This window comes from Paenibacillus mendelii (assembly GCF_024498075.1).
GTDB classification, from domain to species: domain Bacteria; phylum Bacillota; class Bacilli; order Paenibacillales; family Paenibacillaceae; genus Paenibacillus_Z; species Paenibacillus_Z mendelii.
Genome location: NZ_JANHOF010000001.1, coordinates 720,364 through 733,602 on the forward strand (window position 1 = coordinate 720,364; position 13,239 = coordinate 733,602).

The following is a 13,239-nucleotide window of genomic DNA, read 5'->3' on the forward strand; positions in this document are numbered from 1 at the left end:
ACCTTACTTGGCTTCCACGACAATACTGTCGAGCTGTTGATCTCCAATGTAGGGAAGCAGCCGCCATACCCCCGGTTCCGGCAGTGACATCATCGAGACCACGCTGCGGTCCGCACCATTTAACGGACCTCCCAGACGATCGGCGGTGAAGACCTCCACGATATGCCGCTCCCCCTGCTTGACCGCTTTGACCGTAAATGCGCCTTCAAGCTTCATTCCGTCCTCCCAGAAATGCCATACATATTTCTGCTGCATCCCTGCAAGAAAACCGGCGTCGATCAATCCGACCTTTCCTTCGCTTCCCCTTAGCATGTAGGCACCCGATTTAAACATCGGGCTGATCTCCCAAGAAGGCTCCGGCACCTGCAGCACGACATCGCCGTATGCTTCGCCATCCAATTCAACCACATAACGCCACATGCCGGATATCGGAAGGTTGATAAAGGCCGTATACCTCTCCAATCCCTGATATCCGCTGCTGGGCTTTTGGATTTCCTCCGGTGCTACAGCAGTCATGCGCTGACCCGATTCGATATGCTCCGCCCGTATGGCTAACATTCGGCCCTTCAGCTCGGCGAAAGGCGCCGTCATGTGAAAGATATATCCGAACGGCTTACCGGCAACCAGCTCTGGATCGGGATAGACGGCCAGCTTCAGCACGCCATCCACTTCGTAGGCGAGCCGTTCCTTCACCTCCCCGGAAGTCCCGGTCAGGGAACGGTGATTCGGTGCAAAGCGCTCCATTACTCCCGAAAGTCCTATAACCACACAGAGTATAACGAGTGAGACGAGAGCAACAACCCATTTGCTGCGCCACTTTGTTCCCGTTGTTGCAGTCATGGCCTTCTCTTGCACCCGATTCATCATTTCAATGGTAAAATGCGCGCTTGCAAAAGGCGACGACACCATCTGTTCCGCCCAAGGCTCCCGCTGCCGTTCCTCCTTCATACGATCACTCTCCCTCCGTTTCATTGTTCAACAAGGCGGCCATCCTTCGTTTCGCGCGGTTCTCCCGCGATTTCACCGTCCCCTCGGAAATATGCAGCAGCTCGGCAATTTGTTTGATGCTCAGCCCATAATGATAGTCCAGAATAAGGACCTCACGGAACTTAAGCGGCAGCAGCATGACCCGGCTCCATAGCCGCTTCGCCTCCAAGTGCTTAAAGGTCACTTCTTCGGCCGAAGGGGAATGACCTGCAGGAGCCTGCACAGTGTCCCGCAGCGTGACCTTGCGAATGAACGCATTCCTGAGATAATTGAGCGATTTATTCCGAGTTATGCCGAGCAGCCAGCTCTTAACGGAGCAATCGCCGCGAAAAGCATACAGCTGCTTGTAAGCGGCCAGGAATGCATCCTGCGAAATATCGTCAGCAGCATCTGCTCGACGCGTCAGGAAGAATGCGAAATTCCAGACATCCTCCCCGTAATCCGCCATTAGATCGCGCAATACCCGATTGCGATCAAACCCTGGCGCCAAATCATGCAAGTAATGCCGATCCAAAATGAATCACCTCTATTAATAAGACCCGCTACCCCAAAAAAAGTTCCCGGTTTATTAATTTTTGAGCCGCTCAATTGCTTCTGCTCTGATCGCTCGAATTCAAGTTCCTTCGCTGACATGCAGCGAGCCGAGCTCCGGATATCATCCAGAGCTCGGCTCGCATGCGTATAGGTCATTCTCCACTGACAATTAAGGGTCTAATCTTGCCTGGACTGGATCTGATAATCTGACATCCCTGATCCGGTTATCTCTCCTTACCTGATCGCGTAGTCCACCACAACGACTTTATCCAGAATGCCGTCCAAATTTTTGACGAACTGTTGATGGATAGGATTGGGACCATATTGGCGAAGCGCATCAAGGCTCTCGAAAGTGACGCGCAGACCGATCGAATAGCCGTGAGCGTTCTGCGCCTCTTCTCTGAGGTTAACGCCTGCCGTTATGTCGATGATGCCAGGTATAACGCCCTTGAACGCATACAGCTCGTTAAGCAGCTCTTGCTCCTTCTCCGATGTCAGCTCACCTTTGAAGCGAAATGAAACCAAATGCTCGTACATATTCAACCGACTCCTCTCTTCATTACCCTATGAATGTCGTACTATCCACCCCATTATACGGAAGCCGCGCTAATAATTACAGTCTGTATATTGGCGGACACCGAATTTATCATGTTCATGATCTTCTGCGATGAAGCTCTAATCCGCCCTTCATGCTGACATGACGAAGGCAGCCGGGTACCTGCACCGGCTGCCTTCTGCCCACAACGTGAGTCACATCCTGCCCTGCTTTCTGATCAGCGGCGTCAGGTTGGCTTAGACTCCAGCCTGCGCGCAACAATGGAAAGCGCATAATTGACGGCAAAGTAGAGCGCCGCGACAAGCAGCAGCGTCGGAAGCACAATCGAGATATCCTGCCCCATGACGATATTCGCGTTATGCGTCAGTTCCGCCAAGCTGATAATGACCGCCAGGGAAGTATCCTTCAACAGAGAGATGAACTGGCTGACAATCGGCGGGACCATGCGTCTGAGTCCGATCGGAAGAATGATATGCCGCAGTGTCTGCATATAAGATAATCCCGATGCTCTTGCGGCTTCTATCGTTCCCTTCTCTACCGACTTCAGTCCGCTTCGCACGATCTCCGATATCATAGCAGCTTCGAAGATCGAGAGGGCCACGATTGCCGCCCAGAACGGCGACAGCTTGATCCCTAACTCGGGTAGACCGAAGCGCGCGAAGAAGATCAGCAGCAGGAGCGGCAAGTTTCGGATAATTTCCACGAGTATGCCAACCAGCTTAGACAAGACAGGGACCCGCGCATAGCGGATCACTCCTAGTACACAGCCGATGATGAAGCTCAGAATGATCGCAACAAGCGCAAGACGAAGCGTCATGCCTAACCCTTCCATGAGAAAACGCAGATTATCCGGCGAGTACGCCTGCCCAAAATCCATGGCTGGCCTCCTTTCCCATTCACTTAACCGCTTCTCGCGAACCTTCGCTCCATCAGACGGGAAGCGTAAGCAAGCGGCAGCGTAAGAATCAAATAGAACAAAGCAACGAACATGTACGTATCCACCGTATTATACGTATCGGCATTGACCAGATCCCCGTAATACATCAGATCGAGCCCGGCTACGACGCCGAGGATGGAAGAATTTTTGACAAGATTGAGAAATTGGTTCGTAATTGGCGGAACGACGATTTTGACCGCCTGCGGGAGGACAACATAACGCATGGTTTGTACGTAAGTAAGCCCTGATGAGCGAGCTGCTTCCGTTTGGCCTTGGGGCACGGCCAGGATTCCGGCCCGAATCGCTTCGGCGATGAAAGCGGAGGTATATACCATGAGGCCTAGCGTTCCGGACACGAATCCGTTCAAGGCAATCCCAAGAGCAGGCAGTCCCAAGAAAAACATATAGACAACCAGCAGCAGCGGAATGTTCCGAAACAGCTCCACATATGCGGTCCCACAAGCCTGCAGCACCTTAATGGGCGAAATACGGAAGACCGCAATGACCGTTCCGAGAGCGAAGCTGCCTGCCAGAGCCATCAGACTGGCAAACAGCGTATTCCGCAGTCCTATGAAGTAGGACTCCCAATGTTCGGTTAGGACAGTTAAATCGATCATAAGAGGTTATTCGTCGGCCGGCTTCTCGCCGATCCATTGTTCATAGATTTTGTCGTACTCCCCGCTCGCCTTCATCTCCTCCAGCGTTTCATTCACGAGCTTCACTAAACCGGCCTCGTCTTTCTTGATGGCAATGCCGTAAGGTTCATCGGTGAATGTACTGCCGACCACCTCATAGTTGTTATCCTGCTTCATCATCCCGTACAGAATGGAATTATCGGTGGTCAATACGTCCCCTTTGCCTGCCCGCAGAGCGGTGAACGCTTCTTGATAGTTCTCGTACTGCTGGACCTTCAGACCCGGGACCTTCTCTTCGATATTCTTAATGGAGGTTGCGCCTTTGACGCCCAATACCTTCGAATCCTTCGTGACATCGTCGATGCTGCGGATGCTGCTGCCTTTCTTTACGAGAATGGATTGGCCCGCTTTGAAATAAACATCCGAGAAATCGACCTCCTTCTTGCGATCCTCCGTAATGGTCATCGTCGCGATGATCAAATCGATTTCTCCGTTATTCAGCATCGGAATTCGAGTCTTCGAAGTAACTTCCTTCAGCTCCAGCTTACTCTCATCGCCAAGCAATTTTTTGGCAATCGCCTTGGCGATGTCGACATCGAAGCCTTCTACCTCTCCAGATCCCGGATCCTTCAACCCGAACAGCTTCGTATCGAACTTCACGCCGGCAACCAGCTTGCCGCGCGCCTTGATATCAGCAACCACGCCTTCGTCCTTACTGCCGGGGTTCTCAGCTTGGTTACCGCCCGCCCCGGGCTCGGCACTGTTATTCGTACCGCCACCCTTGCTGTCATTGGCATTATTCGCAGCTCCGCATCCAGCAAGAACCAGCATAACTGCAAGCATCAGTCCAATCACTCGACCTCGTGTTTTCATTATTCATTCCCCTTCCGATTAGTGGTTGATGACACGGCTTAAGAACAATTTCGCACGTTCCTCCTTCGGCTGTGCAAAGAAGTCGGCGGGTGCCGCTTCCTCGACGATCCTCCCTTGATCCATAAAGACGACCCGATTCGCGACTTCCCGCGCAAACCCCATCTCATGAGTAACGACTACCATAGTCATTCCTTCGCGCGCTAGCGATTTCATGACGTCCAGCACTTCGCCAATCATCTCAGGATCGAGTGCCGAAGTCGGTTCATCGAACAGCATGATCTCCGGCTTCATAGCCAGTCCCCGGGCTATGGCTACCCGCTGTTGTTGACCGCCTGACAGCTGCGAAGGATAGACGTCGGCCTTCTCGGGAATTCCTACCTTCTCCAGATAGTAGAGCGCCGTTTCCTTCGCTTCCTGCTCCGGAAGACCGAGCGCTTTGATAGGGGCAAGCGTAATGTTGTCAATCACCTTCATATGGGGATACAGGTTAAAATGCTGAAAGACCATTCCGATTCTTCGGCGGAGCTTATTGATATCCGCTGTTCTGTCATTCACTTTCACGCTGCCGACGGTTAATTCACCATCCGTAATCGTTTCCAATCGATTAATGCAGCGAAGCAAGGTGCTCTTGCCCGAACCGGAAGGCCCTACGACGACGACGACCTCCCCCTCATCAATGTGCAGATTGATGTCCTTCAGAACATGGAACCGGCCAAAGTGCTTGTTCACAAGCTTGAAACTAATCAAGGGCATCCCTCCGTTTGGATTGGAATCGTCTCTCTCTCTTAAAGACTGTGGTACGAAAGTCAACTGCTTACAAGCTGAAGCACTAACTTTCGCATGTATATTATGTAGGTGGGTATTTAATAACCTAAATTCCACCATTTCTAAACAAACAGAACGGCTCCAACTCGATGCTGGAGCCTCTATTTCGTTCATTTTATCGTTTATATTCGCATAGATCCTGCCAATACTTTCGTTATTTGCGCAGCTTGTAAAGATAATAAAAAACAGCAGCATCCTGCAAATCAATGATCCCGTTATGATCAAAATCGACTCTGACGTCATAATGCATCGATGCCGGTGTCGTCCCCAGAGCCCTCATAAATTCAATGAGGTCATTCGGCCCTACGATACCGTCGCCATCCAGATCCGCGGTAGGTTCGGATGGTCCGGGGGTATCCGGTTCAGGGACCACGACGGTAACAACCGCGGAGAGGTTCCCGTAGGAGACGGTAATGACTGTCTCTCCTTGCTCGACAGCTGTCAGCTCTCCCTTCGCAGAGACCGAGACAACGGACGCATCGGCAGATTCATATGAACTGCCCAGCGTGACCTCCTCGCGACTTTCATCCGAATAAACCCCCTCGACTTTCAGGGCTAGCAACTCTCCTGCTTCCAGCTCCAGCGTATCGGGTACGTTCAGCAGCAGGCTTTCCAATACAGGCTCCGGTTCAGGATCGACGCTATCGGCTGCCGTATACCAAGCTGCTCCTAAATAGATATTCCAACCGCCGCGATAGAAGCTCTTAGCCGCATCTAGCGTGAGTCGTTCAGGTTCCGAACGTCCTTGTTGGCCGTTCCGGCTCATATATAACGTACCGTTATCGGTGAATGTCACACTGCCGTCTGGTGCAATTGCATCAAGCCGGCTGCTGTCCGAATCGATCGCAGCAATCACTTCTTCTACGCCTTCCGGCGAGCGCGCCCAGTATTGCCGAATACCCGAATCATTCAACCGTGCAAACGCGATCCATCCCCCGGCCGTTAGATAGCCGCCTGACATGTTCGCGCCTTCCAGAACGGTTTCTTGCCCGTCCTTCAGCATGACGACGTCCCTCTCGTTCTTCGTGTACAGAACCGTTCCGCTATCAGCAACCGGGGACGAGAACAGCGCATTGTCCGCCTGGCTAATCGGCTCGGTTATACCGGAAACATAAGAATATCGGTGAATCTTCCCCGATTTTGCATAGAACAGCTCGCCTTGCTCCGTTAAAAAATAAGACCGGTCATCCGTCACATCAACCTCCCGCTCCTCATTCGTCAACAGATCACGAATCATAAGCCGATTCGTATCATTGCCCTCCTTGCTCGTCTGCTTGTACGCAGCGAATGTCCCTGTGACGGCCAGTCCGGTCATCGGCATATCGGATAACTCATCATTGTGCCATTCAAAGGCCCGAAGCTTTCCCATGGGATCGCGCCCGTTAGCGATGTAACCATCCCGGATCACCAGATAGGGAGCTCCTGCGACATCCCTCGCAGTCCCAATAACGCCTGTTGGGGTCAATCGGACAGATAGGTTCCATTGCTGAGCTACGACCAGCGGCAGCGCCTTCTCCTCCCCTGAGATCCGATCCTTCACGACGATGCGGTGGTAGTAAGCATCCCAATAGACGATTCTTCCTTCATCCGCATCGAGCAGAAGTCCTTCTCCTTGCTCGACAGGCTGCAGCTTTGGATTGCTCTCCACGTAGACCGGGTGAGTATTCAGAACCTTTTGGCTTAGCGCATCCAAGGCTTCAAGCTGAAAATCGATCTTCTTTCCGTCATAGGCCGTAAGATCGAGAGTCTGCTCCAGCCGGTCCACGCCGCTTGCCAGCGTGACTCCCTTTACTTTCGCAGTCAGCTCCCGGCACCCGCCTTCTTCATCGTCCGTGCAAGCTGCGGATAACGGCGCACTCGGCGCAACGACAGCAAACGGTAACGGGGAAGTGACCTGAATGCCCGGCGGATTATTAAGCGTGTACGTGACAGTGAGATCCGCATCGATGCCATTATCCGCATGGAATACCGCCTTCAGCGTGCCTCTAGGTAGATCGGACAATTTTAATACCCCACCATATTGACAGGTCGTCGAGCACACCGATGAGATTTTGGGCAGGTCATAACGCTTTTCCGCGATGATCACATACACGCTCGAGACGGGATCGAGTGAATATACGCTAACCCGCGGAAAGAAATCATCCGAGATGACCGAGCCGCTGCTTGGAATATCTACCGTAATGCGGGGAATTGATTGTGCGCTTGCACGCGACGGTGCGAGCTGCATGCATAGGATGACGGCCATAATCAATGACATACTCATTCTCATCCAGCTTCTTCGAGCAATAAATTCCATTATTTACCTCCTTATAGTCAAATAAATTCATGTTAAGTATGATTTTCGTACCATTAAATGTAAATAGGGACATTACCCTACGCCGCTGGGCCCTTTTTACAGCATAAAAAAGCCATTGGATCATTACCTGATCCAATGGCCCTGTATTTATGTGCTGAATGGCTCCATGCGTTAATCCAATACAGCCGTAATGTGCTTGTTCGTGATCGACCAGTGGGATGTGTTCCATACCGACTTCTGGTCCTTGAACAGAATAATTTGCGGCGATGCATGCTTCACGCCTAAATCTTCCGCGATTTGATTGGAAACCGGACGCGATTCAATAACCTTGACCAGGTAATAATCCGTATCTTTATTTGGCGCTTTGGACAAATAGTCGTCGTATTCCTCGAGTGCGCTTGCACTTACCGGACATGTGGTGCTGTGCTTAAAGATGACCGTTTGTTTCTCGTTTGATTGCTCGAGCATTTGCTCCCATTCTTGAAGCGTGGTGATTTCCTTCCACATATCAGCAACCCCTTTCTATCTTAGCCAACCTATCGATAACTCAATATACCATTAACCGCGGCGATGTTACAAGAACCACAGCAGCGCTGGCTAATCCAGTAAGCTGTAATTGATTACCGGGCGTTTCCTCGCCAGTCTTAAGAATGATTTAGAAGAGGCTCTTCTTCGCGGGCTGTCTCTTGATCTTCTTCTGCAGGGCTGGCAGATGCCGCATGCTCCGGTGCATCGGTCCTTTGCAGATCGGGCAGGCCGGCGTCGTCTCCGCAAACTCTTCCCTGACCCAGGCTTTGCATTCAGCGTCCTTGCATTTGTAGATCTTTGTTGGCAATAGCTTGGGCTTGTTTTCTTCTTCCGTCACGTATGACACCTCGCTGTGAAAATACTCATTCTCTGTAACCGTGACGAATTCGAATACATACTCTCTACGCAGAAAGAAGCTTTCTACGGTAATTGAATACAACATCGACTGCAACAGCTATACGATCAACCTGATACAAAACAACAATAAAAGAAGCTGTGCCGTGGGTTAGACGGCAAGCTTCTTCCCTATTACGCAGCGCATAACGACCCTTGTTGATGAGTATGGTGAGCCATTATGCGATCTTGACCTTCGGAACTTAACCTTCAAGAAGCAGAGTTTCGGGATCTTCCAACAGCGTCTTGACTGTAACCAGGAACCGTACGGCATCCGAACCATCGACAATACGGTGGTCATAAGACAGCGCGATGTACATCATCGGCCGGTTCTCCGATCTTTCTGCATCGATCGCGACAGGACGCAATTGAATCTTATGCATGCCGAGAATACCAACCTGCGGCGCATTCAGAATCGGCGTGGATAGCAGCGATCCGAATGTCCCTCCGTTGGTGATCGTGAACGTGCCGCCCTGCAGATCGGCCAGCGCCAGCTTGTTATTGCGAGCCTTGCCTGCCAGCTCGACAATCTGCTTCTCGATCTCGGCGAAGCCCAGACGGTCAGCATCACGTACGACTGGTACGACAAGACCTTCCTTGGCGGATACCGCGATGCCGATATCGTAGAACTTCTTGACGAGAATTTCTTCGCCTTGGATTTCCGCATTCAGCAGCGGGAATTGCTTCAGTGCGCCAACAACGGCTTTCGTGAAGAAAGACATGAAGCCCAGATTAACGTCATGCTTCTCTTGGAACGCTTGCTTGCGGCGTTTGCGCACATCCATAATCGCGGTCATATCGACCTCGTTGAAGGTGGTCAGCATGGCTGCCGTGTGCTGCGCTTCAACCAGACGGTTCGCAATCGTAATACGGCGGCGGGACATCGGCTGGCGGTCAACAGGCTTCCCGGGAACGGCCGGAGCCGGAGCAGCTGGCGCCTTCGGAGCGGCCGGCTGGCTTGTGCTGGCCTGAGGACGGTCCGTAAACTGCTTGACATCCTCCTGGCGGATACGTCCGATCGGATCGTTCGAGCTTACCTTGCTCAGGTCGATTCCGCGTTCTCTTGCCAGCTTGCGGGCTGCCGGGGATGCTGCGTAATCAGACGATCCGCCGCTCTCCTGCTTGCGCTCCTCAACAGCTTGAGCTGCTGGCTGCTGCTGCGACTCTTGCTTCGAGGCCGGCTGTTCTGCTGCCTTCGGCTCTGCACTGGCTTTATCCGCTGCCGGTGCCGCCGATCCTTCGCCGATCTGTGCGATAACCTCGCCGATTTGTACGGTTTCGCCTTCTTGTCTTAGAATTTGCGAGATGACGCCGTCTACTTCAGCGCTAATTTCGATATTGACTTTATCTGTCTCCAGCTCGGCAAGCACATCCCCCTGCTTAACCTGCTCGCCTTCTTTTACAACCCATTTGGCAATTGTGCCTTCTGTTATTGATTCGCCCATTTCGGGTACTTTAATATCGCTCATGCCGTAGCCCTCCTCGTAGTTAGGAATGATCGCCTCAGTTCTCTTAACGGTTCATTGCTTCCGCTATGATACGCTGCTGATCATGCTGATGGATTTCAGAAAAACCGCTTGCCGGGCTGGAACGCTTCGGCAGTCCCACATAACGGACGATCGTACCGCTAGGCGCACGCGAGATAATTCTTGGTTCCATGTAGTTCCAAGCTCCCATATTTTGCGGTTCCTCTTGGAGCCATACGATCTCTTTCAAATTCGGGAACCGTCCGATAATCCGTTCGATATCCACCTTAGGGAATGGATACAGCTGCTCAATCCGAGCCACATGCAGCCAGTTCCATTCACGCTGCTCGGTCTGTTCCATAGCGGCAGCCAGCTCGACGCCAATTTTTCCGCTGCATAGAATAAGCCGTTCCACTTGATCAGGCGTTTCGCCTTGGCCTGACGGCTCCAGCACTGGCATGAACACACCTTCGCTGAATGCTTGCGGATCCGAAGCAACCCGGGGATTGCGAAGCAGGCTCTTCGGCGACATGAGAATAAGCGGCTTCGCTTCTTCCGTCTCCGTTAATGCTGCTTGACGGCGAAGCAAGTGGAAATATTGAGCAGCCGTAGTCAGATTCGCAACGGTCCAGTTCTCGTTCGCCGCTTGCTGAAGGAAACGCTCCAGTCTAGCGCTCGAATGCTCGGGTCCTTGACCTTCATAGCCATGCGGAAGAAGCATAACAAGGCTCGATTTCTGCGACCACTTGTCCCTTCCCGCTGCGATAAATTGGTCGATAATAACCTGTGCGGCATTGGCGAAATCGCCAAACTGCGCTTCCCAGATTACTAGTGTTTCCGGCGAGTAGACGTTATACCCATATTCAAAGCCGAGTACCGATGCTTCGGACAGCGGACTGTTATAGATCGAGAACGAAGCCCGTGCCTGCGGCAGACGGTGCAGCGGACAGAATTTGCCGCCTGTTTCCGGATCGTGCAGAACCAGGTTCCGGTGTGCGAATGTACCGCGCTCCGAATCTTGGCCCGTGATGCGAATGGGCTTGCCGTCGGCGAGAATCGTTGCGAACGCCATCGTCTCCGCAAGACCCCAATCGACTTTACCGCCTTCTTCAAATGCGCCTTCACGCCGCTTGAGGATGCGCTCCAGCTTGCCATATACTTTAAAGTCCTCCGGCCATTTCAACAGGTCGCGGTTAATCGCCTGCAGGTTAGGCAGCGGAACGGACGTTACGATCTCCGGACTGCGCCGCTTGGTTTCGGCATTCGTGATTTTGGCCGGTTCTTGACGCTCTCCGGCATTCTTAACTTCGTCCAGCGCGCTTTGCATCCGTTCGAGTACTTCCTTCTTCAGCTGCTCGAATTGTTCCTCGCTGACAAGGCCTTTGCTGATCAGGTTATCCGCATACAGATTGCTTACGGTTTTGTGATCACGCAGTTTTCTGTACAGAATAGGCTGGGTCGTCTCTGGATCGTCCGTCTCATTATGTCCATGACGGCGATACCCGACCAAGTCGATCAGAAAATCCTTCTGGAAGCGGTAACGGTATTCACAGGCCATCCGAATAACAGCCAGACATGCTTCTGGATCGTCAGCGTTGACGCGGACGATTGGTATGTTGAAGCCTTTAGCCAAATCGCTTGAATAATATGTGGAACGCGAATCCGAGCTTTCCGTGGTAAAGCCGATTCGGTTATTTACAATGATATGGATCGTACCGCCGTTCTGATAACCGGCCAGCTTCTTGAAGTTAAGCGACTCCGGTACGATTCCCTCGCCTGCGAATGCGGCGTCCCCGTGCATAATAACAGCAGCTGCGGAACCATAATCCGACTGGGCGTAACCTGGAGCCGTACGATTATCTTGAGCAGCCCGGGTGAAGCCTTGAACGACAGGGTTCACATATTCGAGATGGCTTGGGTTGTTCGCCAAGGTAATGCGGGTCTCAATGGTTTCGCCTTCTTTAACCGAACGATGAGCACCCAGATGGTACTTCACGTCTCCCGTCCAACCGAAGCTGATACCGGAGGATCCTTCCGAAGGCATTAAATCTTTATTAGGTGCATGCTGGAACTCGGAGAATATCGTTCCGTATGGCTTGCCCAGAACGTGAGCCAGAACGTTAAGCCGTCCACGATGCGCCATGCCCATCATAATGTTCTTTGCGCCGTCATGAGCGATCTCGCGGACGATCTCGTCCAGCATCGGAACGAGCATATCCGTGCCTTCGATGGAGAAGCGCTTTTGGCCGACAAAGGTTTTCTGCAGGAACGTCTCGAATGACTCCACCTCGATCAGACGATACAGCAGCGCCTCGCGTTCCTTCGTATTAAGGGTTTTACCTTGCATGCCTGTTTCCGCATGACGATTCAGCCACAGACGCTCATCCTCGGCATGCACATGGCCAAATTCGAAACCGAATGATTCGGTATAAATATGTTTGAGCTCTTGAATGGCTTCCCAGCCGTTCTGGATCGTTGCAGGCGCATCCTCCCATATGAGTGTTGCAGGAATAGCCGTCAGATCTTCCTTCGTTAAACGGAATGTCTCAGGCTCCAGCAAGCGTGTGTCCGCTTTCTCTCTCATGCCGAGCGGATTCGTATCCGCGGCCAAATGTCCATACGTCCGGATATTAAGCACTAGCTTACCGGCATCCACTAATTTCTTATAGAAAGAGGGATCCGCCGCGATCGTGCCGCCCCCGCCAGCCGCTTGCAATCCCGCATTCTGCCTCGATTCGGTGTGCTGCGGCGCTGGCGGCGCCCCCCACTCACGAAACATGCTCTGATACGAGGGATCTACGGAATTAGGATCTTCCGTATAGCGCTCATACTGCTCCTGAATATAACCTAAGTTAGGACCGTAGTAGAGCTGCCAGGGCGACTGGCGGTTAACAATATCTGCCGTCATGTACGTTTTACCTCCGCCTTATCATTGTCATAACCTTACAATAGTTCTTCTATTGATTAACCAATTACAACTCCAATCATACATGCAACCTGCAAAAGTACATAAAAATGCGCAGGCTGGATCGATGATCAGTCATTAATCAAGTTTAAGAAAGTTCACACCGCATTACAAATAGTTAAATTCGATCTGATTCATCTCAATACTAGATCGGTTAAGAAGAATCATTACATTTAATGTATAATTCCACTCATTCATCGAATTTACCGCCGAACGGCTTTATCGAATACTGCAGAAAGCCGGG

General features: G+C 51.9%; 12 protein-coding genes. All 12 read right to left on the reverse strand.

From position 1 onward, the window contains the following. Positions 1-3: 3 nt before the first annotated feature. Complete coding sequence (locus NNL21_RS03110) at positions 4-948, reverse strand: DUF4871 domain-containing protein (protein ID WP_204815983.1); 945 nt, start codon at positions 946-948, stop codon at positions 4-6. 4 nt (positions 949-952) lie between these two features. After that, a complete protein-coding gene (locus NNL21_RS03115) occupies positions 953-1,501 on the reverse strand; it encodes an RNA polymerase sigma factor (protein ID WP_256555028.1) in 549 nt (182 codons plus the stop codon). Between the two features lie 254 nt (positions 1,502-1,755). Then, on the reverse strand, positions 1,756-2,058 hold the full coding sequence (locus NNL21_RS03120) for a Dabb family protein (protein WP_256555029.1): 303 nt from the start codon (positions 2,056-2,058) through the stop codon (positions 1,756-1,758). Positions 2,059-2,303: 245 nt separating this feature from the next. Continuing rightward, a complete protein-coding gene (locus NNL21_RS03125) occupies positions 2,304-2,954 on the reverse strand; it encodes an amino acid ABC transporter permease (protein WP_204815985.1) in 651 nt (216 codons plus the stop codon). A 23-nt stretch (positions 2,955-2,977) separates the two neighbouring features. Next, positions 2,978-3,631 carry an amino acid ABC transporter permease gene (locus NNL21_RS03130; protein ID WP_204815986.1) on the reverse strand — a complete coding sequence of 218 codons (654 nt, stop codon included), beginning with the start codon at positions 3,629-3,631 and terminating at the stop codon, positions 2,978-2,980. A 6-nt stretch (positions 3,632-3,637) separates the two neighbouring features. Continuing rightward, the gene (locus NNL21_RS03135; protein WP_204815987.1) at positions 3,638-4,522 is read right to left on the reverse strand and encodes a transporter substrate-binding domain-containing protein; all 885 of its coding nucleotides are present in this window, start codon (positions 4,520-4,522) and stop codon (positions 3,638-3,640) included. 18 nt (positions 4,523-4,540) lie between these two features. Then, positions 4,541-5,269 carry an amino acid ABC transporter ATP-binding protein gene (locus NNL21_RS03140; RefSeq protein WP_204815988.1) on the reverse strand — a complete coding sequence of 243 codons (729 nt, stop codon included), beginning with the start codon at positions 5,267-5,269 and terminating at the stop codon, positions 4,541-4,543. Positions 5,270-5,501: 232 nt separating this feature from the next. Next, positions 5,502-7,643, reverse strand: a complete 2,142-nt coding sequence (locus tag NNL21_RS03145; protein ID WP_204815989.1) for an Ig-like domain-containing protein — start codon at positions 7,641-7,643, stop codon at positions 5,502-5,504. A gap of 171 nt (positions 7,644-7,814) precedes the next feature. Beyond that, positions 7,815-8,150, reverse strand: a complete 336-nt coding sequence (gene ytxJ / locus NNL21_RS03150) for a bacillithiol system redox-active protein YtxJ (RefSeq protein ID WP_204815990.1) — start codon at positions 8,148-8,150, stop codon at positions 7,815-7,817. Between the two features lie 148 nt (positions 8,151-8,298). Then, a complete protein-coding gene (locus NNL21_RS03155) occupies positions 8,299-8,613 on the reverse strand; it encodes a cold-inducible protein YdjO-related protein (RefSeq protein WP_204815991.1) in 315 nt (104 codons plus the stop codon). Positions 8,614-8,767: 154 nt separating this feature from the next. Next, positions 8,768-10,033, reverse strand: coding sequence for a 2-oxoglutarate dehydrogenase complex dihydrolipoyllysine-residue succinyltransferase (gene odhB / locus NNL21_RS03160; RefSeq protein ID WP_204815992.1), 1,266 nt, complete (start codon positions 10,031-10,033; stop codon positions 8,768-8,770). A gap of 43 nt (positions 10,034-10,076) precedes the next feature. After that, positions 10,077-12,938: a 2-oxoglutarate dehydrogenase E1 component gene (locus NNL21_RS03165; RefSeq protein ID WP_204815993.1), complete on the reverse strand. Its 2,862-nt coding sequence runs from the start codon at positions 12,936-12,938 to the stop codon at positions 10,077-10,079. Positions 12,939-13,239: the final 301 nt, after the last annotated feature.